The 22,014-nt window shown below is 54.8% G+C and carries 22 protein-coding genes; 13 read left to right on the top strand and 9 right to left on the bottom strand.

What is annotated here, in order from left to right:
• Positions 1-53: 53 nt before the first annotated feature.
• The 4 genes from VDP61_RS02675 to hslU all read left to right on the top strand — a co-directional run bounded on the left by VDP61_RS02675 (position 54) and on the right by hslU (position 5,752).
• Positions 54-2,297, top strand: coding sequence for an EAL domain-containing protein (locus VDP61_RS02675; RefSeq protein ID WP_323005389.1), 2,244 nt, complete (start codon positions 54-56; stop codon positions 2,295-2,297).
• Between the two features lie 235 nt (positions 2,298-2,532).
• Positions 2,533-3,732, top strand: coding sequence for an MFS transporter (locus tag VDP61_RS02670; protein WP_323005388.1), 1,200 nt, complete (start codon positions 2,533-2,535; stop codon positions 3,730-3,732).
• 138 nt (positions 3,733-3,870) lie between these two features.
• Complete coding sequence (gene hslV, locus VDP61_RS02665; RefSeq protein WP_323005387.1) at positions 3,871-4,431, top strand: ATP-dependent protease subunit HslV; 561 nt, start codon at positions 3,871-3,873, stop codon at positions 4,429-4,431.
• A 16-nt stretch (positions 4,432-4,447) separates the two neighbouring features.
• Positions 4,448-5,752 carry an ATP-dependent protease ATPase subunit HslU gene (hslU, locus tag VDP61_RS02660; protein WP_323005386.1) on the top strand — a complete coding sequence of 435 codons (1,305 nt, stop codon included), beginning with the start codon at positions 4,448-4,450 and terminating at the stop codon, positions 5,750-5,752.
• Positions 5,753-5,959: 207 nt separating this feature from the next.
• On the opposite strand, the gene VDP61_RS02655 is transcribed toward hslU, so the two are convergent.
• The 3 genes from VDP61_RS02655 to VDP61_RS02645 are packed head-to-tail and all read right to left on the bottom strand — an operon-like array spanning position 5,960 to position 8,237.
• A complete protein-coding gene (locus VDP61_RS02655; protein WP_323005385.1) occupies positions 5,960-6,535 on the bottom strand; it encodes a Smr/MutS family protein in 576 nt (191 codons plus the stop codon).
• The gene (locus VDP61_RS02650; protein WP_415234150.1) at positions 6,535-7,578 is read right to left on the bottom strand and encodes a murein transglycosylase A; all 1,044 of its coding nucleotides are present in this window, start codon (positions 7,576-7,578) and stop codon (positions 6,535-6,537) included. Before VDP61_RS02650 ends, VDP61_RS02655 begins: the two co-directional genes overlap by 1 nt.
• Complete coding sequence (locus VDP61_RS02645) at positions 7,578-8,237, bottom strand: Tim44/TimA family putative adaptor protein (protein WP_323005383.1); 660 nt, start codon at positions 8,235-8,237, stop codon at positions 7,578-7,580. Before VDP61_RS02645 ends, VDP61_RS02650 begins: the two co-directional genes overlap by 1 nt.
• A 154-nt stretch (positions 8,238-8,391) precedes the next feature.
• On the opposite strand from VDP61_RS02645, the gene VDP61_RS02640 reads away from it, so the two are divergent.
• Together VDP61_RS02640 and secB are read left to right on the top strand one after the other, a co-directional pair.
• Positions 8,392-8,895 (top strand): FxsA family protein, encoded by a 504-nt coding sequence (locus VDP61_RS02640; RefSeq protein WP_323005382.1) that lies wholly within the window; start codon positions 8,392-8,394, stop codon positions 8,893-8,895.
• A 55-nt stretch (positions 8,896-8,950) separates the two neighbouring features.
• A complete protein-coding gene (gene secB / locus VDP61_RS02635) occupies positions 8,951-9,466 on the top strand; it encodes a protein-export chaperone SecB (RefSeq protein ID WP_323005381.1) in 516 nt (171 codons plus the stop codon).
• A 47-nt stretch (positions 9,467-9,513) separates the two neighbouring features.
• Here secB and dnaQ read toward each other — a convergent pair whose 3' ends face one another.
• Genes dnaQ through VDP61_RS02615 form a run of 4 tightly spaced genes read right to left on the bottom strand, consistent with a single transcriptional unit; the run spans position 9,514 to position 12,227 of the window.
• On the bottom strand, positions 9,514-10,206 hold the full coding sequence (gene dnaQ, locus VDP61_RS02630) for a DNA polymerase III subunit epsilon (protein WP_323005380.1): 693 nt from the start codon (positions 10,204-10,206) through the stop codon (positions 9,514-9,516).
• Positions 10,199-10,792: a dephospho-CoA kinase gene (coaE, locus tag VDP61_RS02625; protein WP_323005379.1), complete on the bottom strand. Its 594-nt coding sequence runs from the start codon at positions 10,790-10,792 to the stop codon at positions 10,199-10,201. The genes dnaQ and coaE overlap by 8 nt, the downstream gene beginning before the upstream one ends.
• Positions 10,789-11,628 carry a shikimate dehydrogenase gene (locus VDP61_RS02620; RefSeq protein WP_323005378.1) on the bottom strand — a complete coding sequence of 280 codons (840 nt, stop codon included), beginning with the start codon at positions 11,626-11,628 and terminating at the stop codon, positions 10,789-10,791. Before VDP61_RS02620 ends, coaE begins: the two co-directional genes overlap by 4 nt.
• A complete protein-coding gene (locus VDP61_RS02615) occupies positions 11,625-12,227 on the bottom strand; it encodes a nucleoside triphosphate pyrophosphatase (protein ID WP_323005377.1) in 603 nt (200 codons plus the stop codon). The genes VDP61_RS02620 and VDP61_RS02615 overlap by 4 nt, the downstream gene beginning before the upstream one ends.
• 391 nt (positions 12,228-12,618) lie before the next feature.
• On the opposite strand from VDP61_RS02615, the gene hemJ reads away from it, so the two are divergent.
• The 7 genes from hemJ to VDP61_RS02580 all read left to right on the top strand — a co-directional run bounded on the left by hemJ (position 12,619) and on the right by VDP61_RS02580 (position 20,146).
• Positions 12,619-13,068 (top strand): protoporphyrinogen oxidase HemJ, encoded by a 450-nt coding sequence (gene hemJ, locus VDP61_RS02610; RefSeq protein WP_323005376.1) that lies wholly within the window; start codon positions 12,619-12,621, stop codon positions 13,066-13,068.
• A 149-nt stretch (positions 13,069-13,217) separates the two neighbouring features.
• Entirely contained in the window at positions 13,218-14,516 is a 1,299-nt protein-coding gene (gene rho, locus VDP61_RS02605) for a transcription termination factor Rho (protein ID WP_415234160.1), read from the top strand.
• Between the two features lie 112 nt (positions 14,517-14,628).
• The gene (mnmE, locus tag VDP61_RS02600) at positions 14,629-15,930 is read left to right on the top strand and encodes a tRNA uridine-5-carboxymethylaminomethyl(34) synthesis GTPase MnmE (protein WP_323005374.1); all 1,302 of its coding nucleotides are present in this window, start codon (positions 14,629-14,631) and stop codon (positions 15,928-15,930) included.
• 2 nt (positions 15,931-15,932) lie between these two features.
• Positions 15,933-17,807, top strand: coding sequence for a tRNA uridine-5-carboxymethylaminomethyl(34) synthesis enzyme MnmG (mnmG, locus tag VDP61_RS02595; RefSeq protein WP_323005373.1), 1,875 nt, complete (start codon positions 15,933-15,935; stop codon positions 17,805-17,807).
• Positions 17,804-18,424, top strand: a complete 621-nt coding sequence (gene rsmG / locus VDP61_RS02590; protein WP_323005372.1) for a 16S rRNA (guanine(527)-N(7))-methyltransferase RsmG — start codon at positions 17,804-17,806, stop codon at positions 18,422-18,424. The genes mnmG and rsmG overlap by 4 nt, the downstream gene beginning before the upstream one ends.
• Positions 18,417-19,244 carry a ParA family protein gene (locus VDP61_RS02585; RefSeq protein WP_323005371.1) on the top strand — a complete coding sequence of 276 codons (828 nt, stop codon included), beginning with the start codon at positions 18,417-18,419 and terminating at the stop codon, positions 19,242-19,244. Before rsmG ends, VDP61_RS02585 begins: the two co-directional genes overlap by 8 nt.
• Entirely contained in the window at positions 19,244-20,146 is a 903-nt protein-coding gene (locus tag VDP61_RS02580) for a ParB/RepB/Spo0J family partition protein (protein ID WP_323005370.1), read from the top strand. The genes VDP61_RS02585 and VDP61_RS02580 overlap by 1 nt, the downstream gene beginning before the upstream one ends.
• A 93-nt stretch (positions 20,147-20,239) precedes the next feature.
• Here VDP61_RS02580 and hemW read toward each other — a convergent pair whose 3' ends face one another.
• Both hemW and rdgB read right to left on the bottom strand, forming a co-directional pair.
• Positions 20,240-21,409 (bottom strand): radical SAM family heme chaperone HemW, encoded by a 1,170-nt coding sequence (gene hemW / locus VDP61_RS02575; RefSeq protein ID WP_323005369.1) that lies wholly within the window; start codon positions 21,407-21,409, stop codon positions 20,240-20,242.
• Entirely contained in the window at positions 21,406-22,014 is a 609-nt protein-coding gene (gene rdgB / locus VDP61_RS02570; RefSeq protein WP_323005368.1) for an RdgB/HAM1 family non-canonical purine NTP pyrophosphatase, read from the bottom strand. The genes hemW and rdgB overlap by 4 nt, the downstream gene beginning before the upstream one ends.

Here is a 22,014-nt window from a genome sequence, read left to right as displayed (position 1 = left end):
CCAGACTACTATCCGACTCAGGATCGAAAAGCCTGAATCAGATGAAAGCCGACATGCAAAAAGGGCAGACACATTCAAAAACTGCCCCGGCATGGACCGGCCCTGCGGAACATTTGAACGCCATTCTGTCGTTGATGAGTGACCTTGTCGTCAGCACAGATCGCGATGGCGCTATAACCTGGGTCAATCCGGCATTTGAAAGGCAAAGCGGTTACTCTTTGGCGTTGGCACGGGGCCGCCACATCATCGACATCACCATTGGGCCTGACGGCGACCCCCATACGTTTGCCCAAATCACGCAAGCCATGGCGGCCATAACCGCCTGCGCCGGCGAAACAACCTGCACATCCAACGATGGCACCGCCTATCACGTCAGTTTTGACATGAAACCCCTTATGGACGCCGACGGGCAGGCTTTGGGCTTTTTGTTCATGCACAGGGTCGTCACCGAACAGCGCGCGCTTGAATCCGCGCTTCGCAGCGAGCAGTATTTCCTGACAAAAATGATAGATACAGGCGTTTCTGCGGTGGCCGCCTTTGATGCAAAAGGGCGCTGCGTTTTCGCCAATTCCGAAGCGCGCGAGATCCTTGACCGCCTGACCCGCGCCGAAAGGCTTTGCGCGGCGTCTTGGCCCTTGGCGCGGATCACCCTCGATGCCGCCGATACAGACGCTGCGGATATTCCTGCCGCCGAAAGCGCCGATGACGCCCCGGACGAATTGCCCTTTGCCCGCGTCACAAGAACCGGCAAGCCCGTTCATGACATGATGGTCGCCCTGCTGTTGCCTGACGCCCCGCGCCGGATTTTTTCGGTGAATGCTGCACCGCTGCGCGATAGCGAAACGACTGCGCGTGTCGTTATGGCCCTGACCGATATCACCGCCCGGTTTGAGGCCGAGGTTGCCCGGCGCAGCGCCGCTGCCCAAGCCCGGTTTGACGCCCGGCATGATGCGCTGACAGGTCTGGCCAATGGCCGCCACTTCAACAACGAGCTGGCGCGCGCAACCTGTCCCTTTACCGTGATTTTCATTGATATCGACAATTTTCGCAGCATCCGCACGGTCTTGGGGCGCAGCGTCGGGGATGCCTTGCTTTGCGCCTTTGGCGAACGGCTTTCACAGGTTCTGGGCGCGCGGGGGCTTTTGGCGCGCAGTGAGGGTAACGCTTTTGTAATCAGGCTTGACCATGCAACACCCGAGGCGGCGGATGCCCTTGCACAAGAGTTTCACAGCGCCCTTCAGCACGCTTTCGTTTTAGAGCAAATCACGGTCTATGCAACCGCCAGCATTGGCCTTAGCCATCACCCCGCTGATACGGATGTAAAGCACCCCGCAACCCAGGACTTGCTGCGTCAGGCCGAGGTGGCGAATTTTGCCGCCAAATCTGCCGGTGGCAATCGTCAGGCCCGTTACAACCCCGATATGGATGCCCGCCTGTCGCGCCATAACATCATCATTCAGGCCCTGCGTCAGGCCTTGCAGCACAATCAGTTCGAGCTGGCCTTTCAGCCCAAATTTGGCCTTGCCGCCGGCACATTCAACCCCACCCAGCCCCATCAGTTGATCGGTGCCGAGGCACTGTTGCGCTGGAATGCGCCCAAACTTGGCCGGATAAGCCCCGAGGAATTCATTCCTATTGCCGAAGCGGCGGGGGTGATCTCGGATATTGATTTTCATGTCATGGCGATATTTGCCCGCCAACTGGGCCAGTGGCGGGCAAATTGGCATGGCATTCCGGCCAGCATCAACCTGTCGCCGCGCAGCTTTGAAGACAGCACACTTGCGCCCCGTCTGATTGATCTGCTGAAAAACGAAGGCGTAGCGGCCGAAAGCGTGACGGTCGAAATCACGGAAACCGCGCTGATCTCAATGTCTGACACGGCGCTTGCAAATATCAACCAGTTTCGCCAAGCGGGTATCAACCTTTCGATCGACGATTTCGGCACCGGCTATTCGTCGTTCAGTTATCTGCAAAAGTTTTTCGTATCAGAAATAAAGATCGACAAAAGCTTTGTGCATCTGCTGCCCTCAACCGGCAAAGATAGCCCCGCGACAGACAATCCCGGCACCCGGACCATCGTGCGCAGTATTCTTGCCCTTGCCCGCACCTTGGGTATTCGGGTGGTGGCAGAGGGCGTTGAAACGGCGGGGCAGCTTGCCTGGCTGCAACAAGAGGGCTGCCATGCGATCCAAGGCTTTTTGGGGGGCCGTGCCGTCAGCCCGAAGACCTTTGAACAGACCTATCTGCGCCCGGCGCGAAGCCTTGGGCCTATTCCGGCGCAAGCAGGCAAAGAATAGCGTTCTGACAAGGCCTGCACTTGTGGCACTGGCGCAATCTTGCCGCCGGCACGGGTGGCCACAGGCCCAAAACAGTTCCGGGGCATATTCTTGCCCCAATCGACGGCGCGATTTATCCGACATTCCGGGGGCAATAGCCGATCATTCGCGCCTGACGCCCTTGCAGCGATAGCCGTGGTGTGAACAACTGGCCCAAAATCATTCTCTGAACCACCCAATTTGAAAGACCGCCGCCATGACCATCGTGACCCGCCCCAAAACCCATTTGGCTGTGTTGGGGGTCCTGGGCCTGTCGCATCTGCTGAATGACATGATGCAATCGCTGATCCCGGCGGCCTATCCTATTTTGAAAGACGCCTATGCGCTGGATTTTGTTCAGATCGGCATAATCACCATGACATTCCAGATCGCCGGGGCCATGCTGCAACCAGTGATTGGCATGGTGACCGACCGACACCCCGCGCCCTATTCGCCGGTGGTTGGGATGATGTTCACGCTGTCGGGGCTGGTCAGCCTTGCCTATGCCCATAACTATCTGATGATCTTGGTGTCAGTCGCGATGATCGGCATCGGCTCTTCAATTTTTCACCCTGAGGCGACGCGGATGGCCCGCTATGCCGCAGGCGGCAGGCAAGGGCTGGCGCAGGGTATCTTTCAGGTTGGCGGGCAGGCAGGTGGGGCGCTTGGCCCGGTGTTCGCGGCCTTTATCGTGGTGCCATGGGGCCAGCCAAGCCTGGCCTGGTTCGCGGTTTCCGCGCTGGTGGCCATGCTGCTTTTAGCGTGGATCGGCAGCAAACAACGCCAACTGAGTGCCGAATTTTCGGCAATGCGGGCACGCAGCAAGAAAAACGCCGAGGCGGTCAAACACGCGCCCGCCACCATCGCCCTTGGTCTTTTTGTGCTGACATTTCTGATGTTTACCAAAAACACCTATGGAGAAAGTTTTCGGTCATTCTATACGTTCTACCTGATGGAACGGTTCGGCCTGTCTATCCCGTCGGCGCAGATAATGCTGTTTGTCTTTTTACTGGCAGCCGCGGTGGGTGTGCTGCTTGGCGGGATAATCGGCGACAAGATCGGCCGCTATCGGATTATCTGGATTTCAATTCTGGGGCCGCTGCCCCTGACGCTGATCCTGCCTTATGCTGATCTGTTCTGGACCGGGGTATTGACCATCATGATAAACCTGATCATGGCCAGCGCTTTCGCCTCTATCCTGATCTATGCGATGGATCTTTTGCCCAACCGGATCGGCCTGATCGGCGGATTGTTTTACGGGCTGAACTTTGGGCTGGGTGGTATCGCGGCTGCACTTTTGGGGGTGCTGGCAGATAGCTACGGCGTTGAAACGGTCTATCGAATCTGTTCTTTTATGCCGCTGGCGGGGTTGCTTGCATGGTTTTTGCCCCGGATTGATGAAGGGCGAGGCGGCTGAATCCCCCGCCCACATACAAGGGCGCAGCCAGCGACCAAGCCCGATACAACAGCGAAACCCGGAAATGAGCCTGGCGTTTGCCTTGTGCTGCCCATCATGCCTCGCCATATAAGAATGGCAGACAGTGAAAGGGCGATCATGGCCGAAGATAAATTCCCCGGTTGGCATGGAACAACCATTCTGGCAGTGCGGCGCGGCGGTGAAGTCGTCGTTGCCGGTGACGGTCAGGTTAGTCTGGGGCAAACCGTTATCAAAGGCGCGGCCCGCAAGGTGCGGCGATTGTCGCCCGGCAGTCACGATGTGGTTTGCGGCTTTGCAGGCTCTACCGCCGATGCTTTTACCCTGCTGGAACGGCTGGAGAAAAAGCTGGAGGCGATGCCGGGGCAATTGGCCCGCGCCTGCGTTGATCTGGCCAAGGATTGGCGCATGGACAAATATCTGCGCAACCTTGAGGCGATGCTGATTGTCACGGATGGCGCCGATCTGTTTGTGATCACCGGCGCGGGTGATGTGCTGGAACCCGAGCATGATATCGCCGCAATCGGATCAGGCGGGAACTTTGCTTTGGCGGCGGCGCGGGGCTTGATGACAACCGACCTGCCTGCCGAGGCAATCGCCCGCAAGGCCATGGCGATTGCCGCCGATATTTGCGTCTACACCAACGGCAATCTGACCGTTGAAAAAATCAGCCGCGCGTGACCGATAGGAACCTGAAATGACCGACCTGACCCCCCGCGAAATCGTGTCCGAGCTGGACCGCTATATCATCGGCCAACAAGATGCCAAACGCGCCGTCGCGGTGGCGCTGCGCAATCGTTGGCGGCGCAAGCAGCTTGGCGATGATCTGCGTGATGAGGTATACCCGAAAAATATCCTTATGATCGGCCCGACCGGGGTTGGCAAAACCGAAATCAGCCGCCGTCTGGCCAAGCTGGCAAAGGCACCCTTTCTGAAGATAGAGGCGACAAAATTTACCGAGGTCGGCTATGTTGGCCGCGACGTGGACAGCATTATCCGCGATCTTGTCGATGCCGCGATGATCGACACCCGCGCCTATATGCGCGAAGATGTGAAATCCCGCGCCTCTGCTGCCGCTGAAGAGCGGGTGATCGACGCCATTGCAGGCAAGGACGCCCGCGAACAAACCCGTGAGATGTTTCGTCGTAAGTTGAAGGCCGGCGATCTGGACGACACCGTGATCGAGCTTGAAATTGCCGATACCACCAATCCTTTCGCCGCATTCGACCCAACTGGTCAAGGGGGCGGACAGATGGGCGGCTTGATGAATTTGGGTGATCTGTTCGGCAAAATGGGGCGAACGCAGAAACGCAAGTTGACCGTGGCCGAAAGCCACGATCTGCTGGTGTCGGAAGAAGCTGACAAACTGTTGGATGATGAGGCGGTAAAGCTGGCCGCTTTGGAAGCCGTACAGCAAAATGGCATTGTTTTCATTGATGAAATCGACAAGGTTTGCGCCCGCGCCGATGCCCGCGGTGCCGATGTTTCACGTGAAGGCGTGCAGCGCGACCTGCTGCCCTTGATTGAGGGCACAACCGTTTCCACCAAACACGGCCCGGTCAAGACCGATCATATCCTGTTCATCGCCTCCGGTGCTTTCCACATCGCAAAACCCTCGGATCTGCTGCCTGAACTGCAAGGCCGCTTACCGATCCGGGTAGAGTTGCGCGCTTTGACCGAAAGCGATTTTGTGCGCATTCTGACAGAACCCGACAACGCGCTGACCCTGCAATACTCGGCGCTGATGGGGACCGAAGGCGTAACCGTTACCTTTACCGAAGACGGCATCAGGGCGCTGGCCCGCATTGCTGCCGAGGTCAACCAATCGGTCGAGAATATCGGTGCACGCCGCCTTTACACTGTGATCGAGCGGGTGTTCGAAGACCTGTCCTTCAACGCCCCTGACCGTGATGGCGAGGCGGTTGAGGTAAATGCCGCTTTTGTCGAGCAGCACCTGGGAGAACTTTCCCGATCAACCGACCTTTCGCGTTACGTTCTCTAGCACCCAGAAGACCCGGCTGCGGATTTCATTTCGATCTTTGGCGGCACTATCCGCGAACCGTTCGGCTGACAGGGGCCGATTGGCGGCTGCCCGCTATGGCCGACAACGGTTTTTTTGTTGTGGTTGCGGGGCTTGGCTATTGGCCCCCGGCTTTCGGGCTGGCGATAGAGGTGGAAAGCGGGTTGCGGTGAAGCCCATGCAAGGGCGCTAACGAGAGCGCCGCAAATAGACGTAAAGAGCCCCGCTGCCACCATGGCGCAGATGCGCCTCGGTCACTTGCAAAATGGCCTGGCCGCAGGGGGGTTGGCGTAACCAATGCGGCACTTGTTGGCGGATAATTCCGGTCCGGCGCGGCATGGGGCCGAAATCGGTTCCCGGCTTGCCCTTTCCGGTAATCACCAGCACCAAACGCAACCCAGTTGAATGGGCGTTCAGAATAAAGCGGATCAATTCGGGATGTGCCTCGGCCAGCGTCATACCGTGAAGATCAATCCGCGCTTCGGGTGCAAGTTTGCCCCGCGTCAGCTTGCCAAAGGCCTTGGCATCCATTTGCACGCCGCCAGCGATCGGCGCGGTTTGCGGGCGCGGCACTGCAGGCTTTTCACCCAGCCGAAACGGCGCGATCCGCGGCGGATCATGGGCCACAACAGGTGACGCCGGAAACTCTGCGGGCACCTCGGGGCCTTTGGGGCGGAAAACCGGGGCGTGCATCGGCTTGGCGGTGCGCGCGACGGCTTTCCACAATTCCTCTTCCTCGGGGCGTAATGGCCTGCGACGTGCCATCACTCTACCTCGGCCAGCGCATAAGCGCGTTCGATCGGCAGCAGCACCACCATGCGCCCACCATCCTTTACCGTTCCCGCATCTTCACCCGCCTGAAGCCCTGTGCCAAAGAAGATGTCGGCGCGCTGCGGCCCCTTGATCGCGCCACCGGTATCTTGCGCCACCATCAAGCGCCGCATTGGGTTGCGCCCGTTTTTTTCCAGCCAGACCGGCGCACCCAGCGGGGTATAAATCGGGTCTATGGCCACGCTGCGCATCGTGGTGATAGACCGGCCCATCGCACCAATCGGGCCTTTTTCGGGTGGCAAATCCGGCAGGCGGCGAAAAAACACAAACGACGGATTATGCCGCAGCAATTCGGCCCCCATGGCAGGATTGGCCCGCACCCAAGCCTTGATGCCTGATGCCGAAACACTGTGCTCCCCCATAATGCCGCGGCGAATCATCTCTTTGCCGACCGAGCGGTAAGGGTGGCCGTTGCGCCCGGCATAGCCCACCCGTACCACCTGCCCGTTAGGCAACCGAACCCGGCCAGACCCTTGAACCTGAAGAAAGAACACCTCAACCGGATCTTCCAGCCACGCAATTTCCAACCCTCTGCCCCGCAACGCGCCCGAGGTTTCAATCGCCCCCCGATCCAGCCAGATCTGCCCATCCTGCACTTCCGGCGGGCGGGCATAGATTGGGTAGGGATAGCGCGGCGTGCGAACAGGCGAGCCTGCCAGTTCCGGCTCATAATAGCCGGTAAACAGCGCGGGGCCATCACCCACCACAACCGGGCGGAACAGCATTTCGAAAAAACTGCGCGCCGTGGCCCTGGACAACATTGCCTTGGGTGCCAGCTTGCAAATTGGCGCCCAGTCGGGGTCTTGCAACAAAGCGCAGGTATCAAGGAATGTCGAAAGGGCGGCGCGATGATCGTCATCTTGCCACCCATCCAGATCAGAAAACGTCAGTATTTGCGCCACAGCCGAGCCTACCGTCAGGCCCAACACAAACACAGGTACCGCGACCCATGCGAAAAGGCGGGCCGCGCCACGCATCAATCCCCGGTGGCAACCAGCAGCCAGTTGGGGTCTGATGCCCCCATCTGCCGCGCGAACGTCCAGACATCGCGCTGACGCTTGATCGCTGTCGGGCTGCCTTCAACCACTTCGCCCAGCTTGTTGCGCACGACGGAATGCAGCTCGGCCACAAAACGCACAGCAATTTCGCCCTCGCGCGCGACGGAGTCAAACTCGGCGCTTTGCAGCGCCAATTCGCTGATACCGATAAAATTCGTCTCGATCGTCAGGCCTTGCGCTTCGCGCGCCTCAACCGCTTCGGCAAAGCTTTCGTACACATCGGGGGCAAGAAACGGCTTGATCTGCGCCAAATCGCCCCGCTCAAAGGCCATGAAGATCATTTCATAGGCGCCACGCGCGCCACCCAGAAACTCTCCCACAGAAAAGCTGGGCTCGGCGGCTTTCATCGCGACCAAGGCCTTGGCGGAATCCGTTCCGGCGGCCACATGGTCGGTTATATCCAGATCCGGGCCGCCGTCGATCACTTCAAACCCTTTGCGGCTGCGCGGCTTGGCTTCCTCCAGCGCGGCGGGGGGCTTTTCAAAACCTTCCCGCGTTCCCAGCACAGATTTCAGCTTGAGGATCAGGAAAACGGCAATCCCAGCCAGCACAAGAAGTTGGATCAACGAAGAATTCATATCTGACCTCAGAAAGCCGGGGGAAATAGCCCCGTAAAAATGATTGGGGTGTTGGTGTCACATCCCTTTCTCCCTATGTAGGGCTTGGGTGTCGCCAAGTCTACCGCCCCCAATGCAAAGAAATTGCCCGTTGACCGGGAAAGGAGACCGCCGAATGTGGCTATTGCTGGCTTTTATCGCCGTCCCATTGATCGAGATCGGTCTTTTCATCAAGGTTGGCGGCTGGCTGACCCTGTGGCCGACGCTTGCGATTGTGCTGGCAACCGGCATCATCGGCACATTTCTGGTACGCCAACAGGGCCTGAAAGTGCTGGCAGAGCTTCGCGGATCACTATCGCAAATGCGCGACCCGCTTTCGCCCTTGGCCCATGGCGTAATGATCCTGTTTGCGGGTGTGTTGCTGCTGACACCAGGTTTTTTCACCGATGCCATTGGTTTTTTACTGCTGGTCCCACCGCTCAGGCAAGCAATCATCGTGGCCGTTGCGGCCCGCATGCAGGTTGCAGACATCCGCACCCGCACGCAATATTCCAGCGATACCATGGCAGATGCCGACATCATTGACGCCGACTATTCCGACCTGACCGACGCTACCAATAGGTCTGATGCCCCAAAGAAAGACCCAAACAAGCGCCCTTCTGGCTGGACAGAGCATTGAGGCCCTTTCAATGTCCTGTTAAACCAGCCCCAATGAATTTTTGGGAGAATAAAACATGACCGAAACAAACGGGGCAACCCCCGCACCCCAACCCACCGCCCAGCCGGTTGAACAAGTGAAAATGCAGGTACTCGGGCAATTCGTGCGCGATCTGTCATTTGAAAACGCTGTTGCCCAGCGTGGCATGCAAGGTGGTGAGGTGCAGCCTGATACCCAGGTGGCCGTCAGCCTTGATGCGCGCAAGCGGTCGGCTGACCACCAATATGAGGTGATAACCAAGTTTCGGATCACATCAAAGAACAAGGCAAACGATGAGATCTTGTTTGTCGTTGAACTGGATTACGGCGGAATCTTTCATGTTGAAGGCGTGCCAGAAGATCAGATGCACCCGTTTTTGCTGATTGAATGTCCGCGCATGCTGTTTCCTTTTGTGCGCCGCATCATTTCGGATGTAACGCGCGATGGCGGCTTTCCGGCACTGAACATCGACACGGTTGATTTTCTGGCGCTTTACCGGGCTGAACTTGCACGCCGGATGGAAAGCCAGAAGGCCGCAAAGCCAGAGGCCTGATCCGTCTGAATGCGACTATCAAGGCCGGGCAAAGCGCCCGGCTTTTTTTATTGGCGTTTGGCCCAGATTGCCGCCTCGCCCAGTTTTTCGACAAAGGCACCATGTGCCTTGGCTTCGGCCTCGGTAACGCGTGGGGGTAAGCGTGTTGGGCGCGGTTTTGGCCGCCACTCGGTGCCAGCAGCATCACCCAGATTGCGCTGCCCAGCGGATGACAACGCAAAATCGGGCTGACGGCCGCCGATCAGCTCCAGATAAACTTCGGCCAAAATCTCACTATCCAGCAGCGCACCATGCTTTTCACGGCCCGAGTTATCAACGCCAAAGCGGCGGCACAGCGCATCAAGCGTTGCCGGAGAGCCGGGAAATTTTTGCCGCGCCAGCGCCAGGGTATCAAGCGTCTGGGCCATCGACAGTTTGGACAGACCTACAGTGCCAAGCTCATGGTTGATGAATTTCATATCAAAACTGGCGTTGTGAATGATCATCTTGTCAGTGCCGACAAAATCCAGAAACGCTTGGGCGATATCTCGAAACACCGGCTTGTCGCGCAGAAACTCATCGCCCAGGCCGTGCACCTCGAACGCGGCTTTGGGCATTGACCGCTGTGGGTTGATGTATTGATGATAGGTACGCCCGGTTGGCATATGGTTGAACAGCTCTACCGCGCCGATTTCAACGATACGATCGCCCTCGGTCGGCTCAAAGCCCGTGGTTTCGGTATCAAGAACGATCTCACGCATGTTTGGACTTTCGGATATAGGCGATAAGGGCGGTGACGCAGGCCTTGGCGGCATCAAGGCTTAGGGTTTCGATGATGTGGGTCGCACGCTGGCGTTTTTCGCTATCGGGCATTTGCCGCGATAAAATTGCTTGAAACTGCGTTTCGGTCATGCCGGGGCGCGCCAAAACGCGGCTTCGTTGCAAGGCAGGCGGGGCGGTAACCAACAAGGTCGCGTCCATATCAAGCTCGGTGCCTTTTTCAAACAGCAGGGGGATGTCAAACACCAGGATATCAGCGCTGGCGCTGGCCTGAAACTTGGCACGGTCCTGGGCCACCAGCGGGTGAACAATTTGTTCAATACGGGAAAGGGCTGTCGGGTCTGCCGCGATGATCGACTTCAGGATATGTCGATCAATCATCCGGTTCATCACCACCTCGGGCCAAAGTGCTGAAAGCGGCGCTATTGCCGCACCGCCCGCCGCATAAAGCCGATGCACAGCCGCATCCGCATCCCAAACAGGCAAGCCGGCATCAGCAAAAAATCCGGCAGTGGTTGATTTTCCCATGCCGATAGATCCGGTAAGCCCAAGCCGAAACGGCATCACAGCCCCATTATCGTGTCACGGGTTTGCGCATCCACCTCGGGGCGCTGGCCGAACCAGCGTTCAAACCCTGGTGCTGCCTGATGCAACAGCATCCCCAGCCCATCGACTGTTTTACAGCCCCGCGCCGCCGCACCTGTTAAAAATCCGGTTTTAAGGGGTGTATAAACCAGATCGTTGACCAAGGCCCTGGGGTTCAATTCATTCAGGGACACATTGAATTCTGGCTTGCCGATCATGCCCAGGGCCGTTGTATTTACCACGGTCGCCACGTCATCCAGCATATGCGCCGATTGCACCCAATCCACCACCGTAACCTTGGCACCAAAATCGGCGCGCAAAGCCTCGGCGCGCGCGCGGGTGCGGTTGGTTACACGGATTTCAGGTACGCCAACCTCTATCAAGGCCGCAATGACCGCACGCGCCGCGCCGCCTGCACCAAAAACCATAGCTGGGCCCACTTTGGGCTGCCAATCAGGTGCATGTTGGCGCAGGTTAGAGATGAATCCAGACCCGTCGGTGTTATCGGCATGTATCTTGCCATCACTGCGGAATATCAGCGTATTGGCCGCCCCGATCAAGGCCGCGCGATCGGTAACGATATCGGCCAGCGCAATCACGGTTTCCTTATGCGGGATCGTTACATTCAACCCAACAAAGCCCAGTTTTGGCAGCATGCGCAACGCCTCTGCCAGATCGGCCTGGGCGATATCCATCGGAATGTAATGGCCCTTGAGACCATAGCGTTTCAACCAATAATTGTGCAAGATCGGCGAGCGGCTATGCGCGATCGGCGAGCCGATAACCCCGGCGAGTGGAATACGCGGATGCTCTGTCATGACTCAATAAACCCCCTTTGCCTGAGATAGCCCAACAGTGGCAACAGGGGAAGCCCAAGGATGGTAAAGTAGTCACCTTCTACCTTTGAAAACAGGCGCACCCCTTCTTGCTCCAACAGATAACAGCCGGCAGAATGGCGGATACTGTCCCAGTTCCGGTCAACGTATGCGCCAAGCCAAGCATCCGAAAATGCATGCATCGTAAGCTGGGCAACGCCAATATGGCGCCAAACCGCGGCGCCTTCATGATAGGCGACAATGGCAGATAAGAGCTGATGGGTTTGGCCGCGCAGGTGTAAAAGCTGGGCGATAGCATCCTTGCGAGACTCGGGCTTTCCAAATGATTTTCCTTTCAGATCAATAATTTGGTCACAGCCAAGAACCAGAGCATCAAAATTCTTCTCGGCAACTTTCCGCGCCTTCATCTCGGCCAGCATGGCGGCAATATCGCGCGGTTTGGCGCCCTCAGCCTCCAGGCTTGTGCGAAAGGCAATTTCGTCAATGCGGGCGGGGGTATGCGAAAAATTGATCCCGGCCGCAGAAAGAAGGCGCTGCCGGGTTTCAGAAGAGGAGGCCAGGATGAGGTGGGGCGTGGTCATATCCTGTGATCAACCCTGTGGAAAATCATGATATGTTCCTTCGTGCGGAATTGGGGAGAAGTCAGTGAATGACGATTGGTGTGGGCAATATCGGGGTTTTGTCAAGCTTTGGCGCAGATATCCACATGTGGAAAGCCTTGAACCGAAGCGGGGGAAAACAAAGGATCTGATCAGATCCGGGATAAAACATGAAAAACAAATTCCCGGCAATATATTGATATTGTTACTATACTTTTGATTATTCCGATTTATCCAAGTTTTCATCCACAGCGATGTGTCTGTGGAAAAGAGCTGGGGCAATTTAGGCTATTCCCATATCCATAGGCCCATCTATAACTACATCCTTCTATAAATATCTTATATTTAATAGAGGCAATGAAAAGGAAAGTGTATGACATCCATTCTCGCAGATATGTATTTTTGGGTAAAAGCCCTGCATGTGATGGCCGTGATCACTTGGATGGCGGGTTTGTTCTACTTGCCCAGGCTGTTTGTCTATCACGCAGAACAGGTACAGACGGGCAGTTCAACCGACAGCTTGTTTCAGACGATGGAGGCCAAGTTGCTACGGGTGATCATGAATCCAGCAATGATTGCGACATGGCTGTTTGGCCTGATGCTGGTATTCACCCCCGGTATTGTTGATTGGTCTATGGTTTGGCCCTGGACAAAGGCAGCGTCAGTGATTGTGATGACCTGGTTTCATATGTGGCTTGGTGGCAGGCGCAAGGATTTTGCAGCAGGGCAGAACATTTTGACGGGGCGGCGCTATCGGATGATGAATGAATTGCCGACCTTGCTGATGATTGTGATTGTGTTGTCTGTCTTTATCAAATTCTGATAGTTGCCGGATTTATACCCGTCCATTGACTTTTCTGGCAGGTTTGCTTAGGTCCATGCAAGCTGGACCGTCCGGTTCATAAAGCGATTCCCCTGTTTTACGCGATGCCCAGGCCTATTTATGGTTTTGGTATGAGGATTGTTCTGAAGATGAATGAAGAAACCGTCACCACCGAAGACGATGTACAGCGTCTGAACCTTGCCGATCTGAAGGCCAAAACACCTGCCGATCTGTTGGCGATGGCGGAAGAATGGGATATTGATAACGCGCCTTCGATGCGCAAGGGCGAGATGATGTTCTCGCTTTTGAAAGAGCATGCCGAAGAAGGCTGGGAAATTGGCGGGGATGGGGTGCTGGAAGTGGTGCAGGACGGCTTTGGCTTTCTGCGCTCGCCCTCGGCCAATTACTTGCCGGGACCAGATGATATTTATGTTTCGCCTGATATTATTCGCCAGTTTTCCTTGCGCACCGGCGATACCATTGAGGGCGTAATCGCGGCCCCGCGTGAAACCGAGCGCTATTTCAGCATGACCAAGGTGACGCGGATCAATTTTAACGATCCGGAAAGAGCGCGCCACAAGGTGCATTTTGATAACCTGACGCCACTTTATCCAGATGAGCGTTTCAAGATGGAGGTGGATGATCCAACGCTGAAAGATCGTTCAGCGCGGATCATTGATCTTGTGGCACCGATTGGGAAAGGCCAGCGCTGTCTTATTGTCGCACCGCCGCGGACGGGTAAGACTGTTTTGCTGCAAAATATCGCCCATTCCATCGCGACCAACCACCCGGAATGTTATCTGATCGTTTTGTTGATTGATGAACGCCCCGAAGAGGTTACGGACATGCAGCGCTCGGTCAAGGGCGAGGTTGTTTCATCCACCTTTGACGAGCCGGCAACGCGACATGTCGCTGTCGCCGAAATGGTGATCGAGAAAGCCAAGCGGCTGGTCGAGCATAAGCGCGACGTTGTGATCTTGCTGGATTCCATCACCCGTTTGGGCCGTGCCTTTAACACTGTAGTGCCGTCTTCGGGCAAGGTTTTGACTGGTGGCGTTGACGCAAACGCATTGCAGCGGCCAAAGCGTTTCTTTGGCGCGGCCAGAAATATCGAGGAAGGCGGGTCACTGACCATTATTGCGACAGCCCTGATCGACACCGGGTCGCGTATGGACGAAGTGATCTTTGAAGAGTTCAAAGGGACAGGCAACTCTGAAATCGTGCTTGACCGGAAGGTTGCTGACAAGCGCGTATTCCCGGCCATGGATATTCTGAAGTCGGGTACGCGCAAGGAAGATTTGCTGGTTGAGAAAACAGACCTGCAAAAAACCTATGTATTGCGCCGAATCCTAAATCCGATGGGAACCACGGATGCTATTGAGTTCTTGATTTCCAAGTTGAAACAGACGAAATCCAATGCAGACTTCTTTGACTCCATGAACACTTAAGACCAATCACATCACTTGGTCTGATCCGGTTTTCGCAGCTTTTAACAGGGCAGCGAAAACCGATTTTGTTTCAGGGGATGGGGAAGACAGGCTTATGGATAGGGGGTTGGATATGTTAGAGACGATATATGCACTTGCCTCGGCGAGAGGCAAAGCTGGTGTATCCGTCATTCGGATTTCTGGCCCTATGGCACATAAAGCGCTTGGCTTGATGGCATCGGTGCCAAAAACCCGGCGGGCGAGTGTGCGCAAGCTTCACTGGCAGGGTGTGCTTTTGGATGAAGCGCTTGTGTTGGTCTTTGATGAAGGTGCGAGCTTTACCGGCGAAGCCAGTGTTGAGCTTCACCTGCACGGTGGGCGGGCGGTTGTAGCGGCTGTTCTGGGTGCTCTTGCTGAAATGGAAGGGCTGCGCCCCGCTGAAGCTGGAGAATTTACGCGGCGTGCGTTGGAAAATGGTTGCCTGGACTTGACCCAGGTCGAGGGTTTGGCAGATCTGATCGATTCGGAAACTGAAGCGCAGCGCGTGCAATCCATAAGAGTTTTATCGGGAGCGATCGGTAAAACGGTTGAGCGTTGGCGCCGGGATCTGGTTCGGGCTGCGGCCTTGTTGGAAGCCACAATTGATTTTGTCGATGAAGATGTACCGGTGGATGTGATGCCAGAAGTACAGGCGCTTTTGGAAGGATTATCGCGGGATCTGAAAAGAGAGGCTGAAGGGGTAAAAATTGCCGAGCGGATTCGCGATGGGTTTGAAGTAGCGATTGTTGGTAGGCCAAATGCAGGAAAATCTACGCTGTTGAACGCCTTTGCTGGGCGGCAAGCCGCGATTACATCCGAGATTGCAGGGACAACCCGGGATGTGATTGAGGTAAGGATGGATGTGGATGGGTTGGCCGTTACTTTTTTGGATACGGCCGGTCTGCGTGATACTGATAACAAGATCGAGGCACTTGGGGTTGATTTGGCCATCGAGCGGGCAAATGCAGCTGATATCCGCATATTCCTGATGGACGGGGATAAGGAAATCTGTCTGATTAAGCCACAAATTGGCGATTTGATCGTGCGTGGCAAGGCTGATACTGTAGAAAAAATCGGGGATATCCGATATGACCATAGCGTTTCGGGTTTGACAGGGCAGGGTGTTTCGCAGTTATTGGCGGCGGTTTCAAAGACGTTGTCATCGAGAACAGCGGCGGCAAGCGTTTTGACCCGTGAGCGACATCGTATTGCGATTTTAGGCGCGGTTCGAGCGCTGGACGTCGCGATGGCTGAATTGCAGCAGCCGATGCCGGTGGTGGAGGTGGTTGCTGAAGAATTGCGGACGGCATCTTATGCGCTTGAGGTGTTGCTGGGTAAAATTGATGTGGAAACCTTGCTTGGTGAGATATTTGCGAGTTTCTGCATTGGAAAATGAGGATGTTTCACGTGAAACAGTTTGATGTTATTGTTGTTGGTGGTGGGCATGCAGGCTGTGAGGCCGCCGCAGCTTCGGCGCGTATGGGCGCACAAACTGGGCTAGTGACATTAAAGCGCCAGTCATTGGGGGTGATGTCTTGTAATCCAGCGATTGGGGGGCTTGGAAAAGGCCATCTTGTTCGTGAGATTGATGCATTTGATGGGATTATGGGTGTTGCGGCAGATTATGCGGGCATCCAATTTCGTCTTTTGAATCGCAGCAAAGGACCCGCAGTGCAGGGACCGCGAACGCAGGCGGATCGAAAACGGTACCGTTTCGCAATTCAGAATATACTCAGCGAATATAATAATCTTGATATCATTGAGGGTGAAGTCATTGATTTCATCCAGGCTGGAACCAAAATTTTAGGTATCAGACTGGCCGATGGCACCGAATTCAGGGCAAATTCTGTTGTTCTTACGGCGGGAACCTTTTTGAATGGTCTTATTCATATTGGTGACGTGCGGACCCCAGGAGGCAGATCGGGAGAAATGCCATCAATTGAATTGGCCAAAAGGTTATCAGAGTTTGATCTGCCGCGTGGCAGATTGAAAACCGGCACCCCACCACGTTTGGATGGTAAGACAATTGCATGGGATCGGCTTGAAAAACAGGCCGGTGATGAAGATGCTACCATGCTGTCTTTCCTTAGCTCTGGTCCTATAGCCCGGCAAATTTCCTGTGGAATAACCGAAACCAATGAGAGAACCCACGACATTATTCGGGCAAACATATCACGATCGGCCATGTTTGGGGGGTATATTGAAGGGGTAGGGCCTCGGTATTGCCCATCCATAGAAGATAAAATTATCCGCTTTGCGGATAAAGTCTCACATCAGATATTTTTAGAGCCAGAGGGTCTTGACGAAGACACTGTGTATCCGAACGGCATCTCGACGTCTCTTCCGGCTGATGTGCAGGAAGATTATGTGCGTTCAATTTATGGGCTGGAGAACGTGGTCATCCTGCAACCTGGCTATGCAATAGAATATGATTACTTTGACCCCAAAGCGCTTACCCCTGGTTTGGCTGTCAGAGGTTTGTCAGGGCTTTACTTTGCTGGCCAGATCAATGGTACGACAGGGTATGAAGAGGCGGCTGCACAAGGCCTTGTGGCTGGATTGAACGCTGCCGCCGAATCGTTGGGGCGTGATCAGATCAGCTTCAGTCGAACTGAAAGCTATATTGGTGTTATGATTGACGATCTGATCATGCGCGGCGTCACCGAACCTTATCGTATGTTTACCTCGCGGGCTGAATACCGCTTACTGCTTCGTGCCGATAACGCGGATCAAAGGCTTAGTCCTAAGGCGATCGCTCTTGGTTGCCTAGGTGAAAAGCGGAAAAACTTATTTGAAAATAAGTTGGAAAACTTGTGCAGGTATAAATCTGAGCTGACGTCTGTGAATTATTCTTCGAAACAAATTGCAGATGCGGGCTTCAAGGCGCGGCAAGATGGATCTCGTCGGGATGGATTTGCTGTGTTATCGCAGCTTGATGGCTGCTTTGACGAAGTTGCTAAAAGACTTCCAAATTTTCCTGAAATCCCCCCTGAATACCTTGTCCAGCTGTGGAGAGAGTCACTCTATGCGAATTATACCGAACGCCAAAGTAATGAGATGGCCAAGCTAAAGCGCGATGAGCAAACAATTATTCCTGCCAATTTTGATTATGACGACCTGTCTGGCCTTTCTCATGAGCTTAGGGTGAAGTTGGCAGGGCAGCGGCCAACGTCGATTGATCAGGCTGGGCGTATCGAGGGCATGACCCCATCTGCCCTTATCCTAATTCTGTCGCGCATAAAAAGCGGTTCAAGCCAGCGGCAAATGCTATGATGAATGGTGCCAGGCTGCGGGGTGTGGATGTTTCACGTGAAACACTCGAACGTCTTGCTGATTTCGAAACTCTTATTCGAAAGTGGAACCCTGCGATCAACCTGATCTCCAAGAAAAGTGTTGATGATTTCTGGAACAGACATATAGTGGATTCCGCTCAGATATTTCCGCACATTCCTATTTCGGCCGACCGATGCCTTGATATTGGCAGCGGTGCCGGCTTGCCTGGTATCGTGTTGGCTTTGCTCTCCGCTGAATTATCGCCAAAACGGAAATTTGTATTCGTCGAAGTGGACCAACGAAAAGCGACATTTCTGCGAGAAGTTGTTCGCACCCTTGGGATTAGTGCTGGTATCGAATCCTGTCGTGTTGAAACTCTCAGACCTTTTGAGGCAGACCTACTCACCGCCCGCGCGCTGGCTCCTCTTTCTAAACTTTTGCCATTCGCACAGCGTCACCTGTCAAAAACAGGCGTTTGCCTTTTCCCCAAGGGCGAAAATTATCTGCTGGAATTGGATGAGGCGAAAAAGCTGTTCGATTTTGAATATGAAGTCATCCAAAGCCTGACCGACTCGAAAGCCAAAATCTTGAAAGTTCACGGGATCCAAAATGCCTGACACATTGTTTGCGAATACACCAAGAATTATTGCTCTTGCCAACCAAAAGGGCGGTGTCGCAAAAACAACTACGACGATAAACCTAGCCGCAGGGCTTGCCGAGCTTGGCGCAAAAGTGCTGGTTGTGGATTTGGATCCGCAAGGAAACGCATCTACAGGCTTTGGTATTGAAGTGGCAAATCGCACCTTGACGACTTATGATCTGATGGTTGAAGATGCCCCACTCAATTTGGTGATACTTGAGACTGGCATAGATCGAATTTCAATTTGCCCGGCAAACGCTGACCTTTCTTCTGCTGACATGGAGATGATTTCCAATGAAAAGCGAAGCTTTCTGTTGCATGATGCGTTGCGTCAGCCCGATATGACGGTATTTGGTTTTGATTTCATTCTGATAGATTGCCCGCCATCCCTCAATCTTTTGACTGTAAACGCATTGGTGGCATGCCATTCGGTTTTGATCCCTCTACAAAGCGAATTCTTTGCCCTGGAGGGGCTTTCACAACTCATGCTGACAGTCAGGGAAATCCGGCAAACAGCGAATAGTGACCTGCGCATAGAAGGCGTTTTGTTAACCATGTATGATAAACGTAACAACCTTTCGCAGATGGTTGAGGCTGACGCGCGTGAGAATCTCGGTGACCTGGTGTTCAAAACGATTATTCCTCGGAACGTGCGTGTGAGCGAGGCCCCGTCTTATGCTTTGCCTGTGCTTTCTTATGATTCGTCTTCAAAGGGTGCTGAGGCCTATCGCGCCCTTTCGAGAGAGATTGCTGAACGTTATGGTATCAAGATGCATATCAATGGGGGTGTAAACTGATGGAAAAGAAGCAAGAGCGGCGCGGTTTGGGCCGTGGGCTATCGGCGTTGATGGCCGACATCAATGTTTCTGCAGATAAAGTAGATGCGACGCCGGATGGGCGCCGCCCGGATTCCCTGATAGCTGTCGAAAAGCTCCTTCCAAACCCGAATCAGCCTCGGCGCGATTTTACGCCCGAGGCGCTGGAGGATCTTGCGGCTTCGATAAGGCAAAAGGGCGTTTTGCAACCGCTTATCGTTCGTCCGATTCCTGGCACTGATACTTATGAGATTGTCGCAGGCGAACGCCGTTGGCGGGCGGCACAAATTGCGCAAGTCCACAACCTGCCAGTTGTTATTCGAAACTTTGATGACACCGAGGTGCTTGAGGTCGCAATCATCGAGAATATCCAACGCGCCGATTTGAATGCGATTGAAGAGGCGGCGGGTTTCCGTCAACTTATGGAACGCTTCGGGCATACTCAGGAAAAGATTGCCGAAGCGCTGTCTAAAAGCCGTAGCCATATCGCAAACCTTCTTCGCCTACTGAATCTTCCTCAGGATGTGCAGGACCATATACGGAGCGGTAGCCTTTCTGCTGGTCATGCGCGCGCTCTTATCACCACCTCCGATCCATCAGCGCTTGCGAGGACGATCATAGACAAGGGTCTGTCAGTTCGCGAAACTGAGCGACTTTCACGGGAAACGTCAACAAGCCAGCCCCGCGCAAAACGCCAGGGCGGCCATAATGAAAAGGATGCCGATACCCGCGCATTAGAGGCAGATCTGGGTGCAAATCTGCGCATGGGGGTCAGTATCAATCATGAACCAGGCGGCGAACGCGGTACGCTTACAATCCGTTACAACACATTGGATGATCTGGACAACCTATGTCGGGCGTTATCCCAGATTGAGCGCGCATAGGTCCTGGAGCGTTTGCAAAAAACGGGTTTAGGGCCAATGCCCAGAGCGGGTATTCTGCGCAGGCGCCGACTCTGGGTATTGGCTGAATATGGTCTAATCAATCAAACGCTCAATCACGGCATTCAGAACCAAACGCCCTTGCCTGGTTGCTGACAGGCGGCCTTCGGCGATCTCTATCACCCCGATATCCCGCAGTTCGTCTAGTTTTGGCTGTGATATGGGGCTGCCCGAAAGGCGTGCAAATCTCTCAACATCAATCCCCACGTCTCGGCGCAATCCCATCATCAAATACTCTAAGCCTTGCTCTTTTGGGGTGACCCTCTGCCGTTGCTCGATGGCGCCGGCCCGCTCGACTCCTGACAGCCAGGTGATCGGGTTTGCTACTGCCTCGGTTGCATATCGCACCGAGCCGAGCGTAAGCCGGCCGTGCGCGCCGGGGCCAATGCCGACATAATCGCCCGCATTCCAATACATGCAGTTATGGCGGGATTCTTGACCGGATTTGGCATAGTTTGACACTTCGTATGACAGATACCCCGCTGCAGCCGTCATATCTTGAGTTGCCAAATACATATCTGCACCAAGGTTTTCATCAGGCAATCCGCGTAACAGGCCCCTTCGAAATCGGTCACCGAAGGCGGTGCCGTCCTCAATCGTCAATTGGTACAAGGAAAGATGCCCACTCGCCATTGCCAAGGCCTCTGAAAGCTCTGCCTGCCACTGTGCCAGGCTCTGATCTTGGCGCGCATAGATCAGATCGAAGCTCACGCGCTCAAAGATGGTTTGCGCCAATTCAATCGCGGATTTCGCCTCATGAACGCTATGCAGCCGGCCAAGCCTCTTCAGGTCGGTATCATTCAGCGCCTGCACGCCAATTGAAACCCGCCCTACACCCGCGTCTTTGTATCCGTGAAAGCGGCCAACCTCGATCGAGCTGGGGTTGGCTTCCATTGTTATTTCAACATCATTTGCTACGTTCCAGGTGGTGCGGATTTTTGACAAGATCGCATGCACCAGATCGGGCGCCATCAGCGATGGCGTGCCACCGCCGAAGAAAACCGTCTGCAGCACCCGGCCTGGCGTTTCTGCGCCCAAGCGTTCAATCTCAGACAGATAGGCATTTTGCCAACGTGTTTGGTCTATCTTTGCTGAAACATGGCTGTTGAAATCGCAATAGGGGCATTTTGATTGGCAAAACGGCCAATGAAGATAAAGGCCAAATCCGCCCGTCTGCCAATCCTCTACGGGTGATAATTGTTTCACGTGAAACAGCCGGCGATCAGTTTGCGAAACGCATCGGCGCGGTGGCTGATCTTGTTTTTCATCCCTGACTCCATCTCTCCAAATGTAATATCATGGCCATCGGGCACAAAGATCGGGTCATAGCCGTGCCCTTGGTTCCCCCGCATTGGCCAGACAACTGCGCCAGGCATTACGCCCTCAAACACTTCGTCATGCCCATCTGGCCAGGCCATGACCAGAGTGCAACGAAACTGCGCCGTCCACGGCTTTGGTGCGCCAGCAGCTTCCAGCTCACGCCAGGTTCGTTCCATGGCCACGGTAAAATCACGGCCGTTTGGTGTTTCTGCCCAATCGGCTGTATATACGCCGGGTGCCCCTTTAAGGGCATCGACGCAGATGCCGGAATCATCAGCCAGAGAAATCAGCCCAGAGGCGCGGGCCGCCGCATGCGCCTTTAGCTTTGCATTGCCGATAAAACTGTTCTCGGTTTCCTCGGGCTCTGGCAAGCCCAAGGATGCGGCTGACACGACAGAAATGCCAAACCCTTCCAGCAAAGAACCGATCTCTTGCAGTTTCCCTGCATTATGTGTCGCCACCAGCAATTCTGTACCATTGAATCGCCGCAT

Origin of the sequence: Pseudorhodobacter sp. (genome assembly GCF_034675685.1) — a bacterium.
In the GTDB taxonomy this organism is placed as follows: Bacteria; Pseudomonadota; Alphaproteobacteria; order Rhodobacterales; family Rhodobacteraceae; genus Pseudorhodobacter.
The sequence above is the reverse complement of the archived record's forward strand: the minus strand, read 5'-3'. Positions and strand labels throughout refer to the sequence as shown.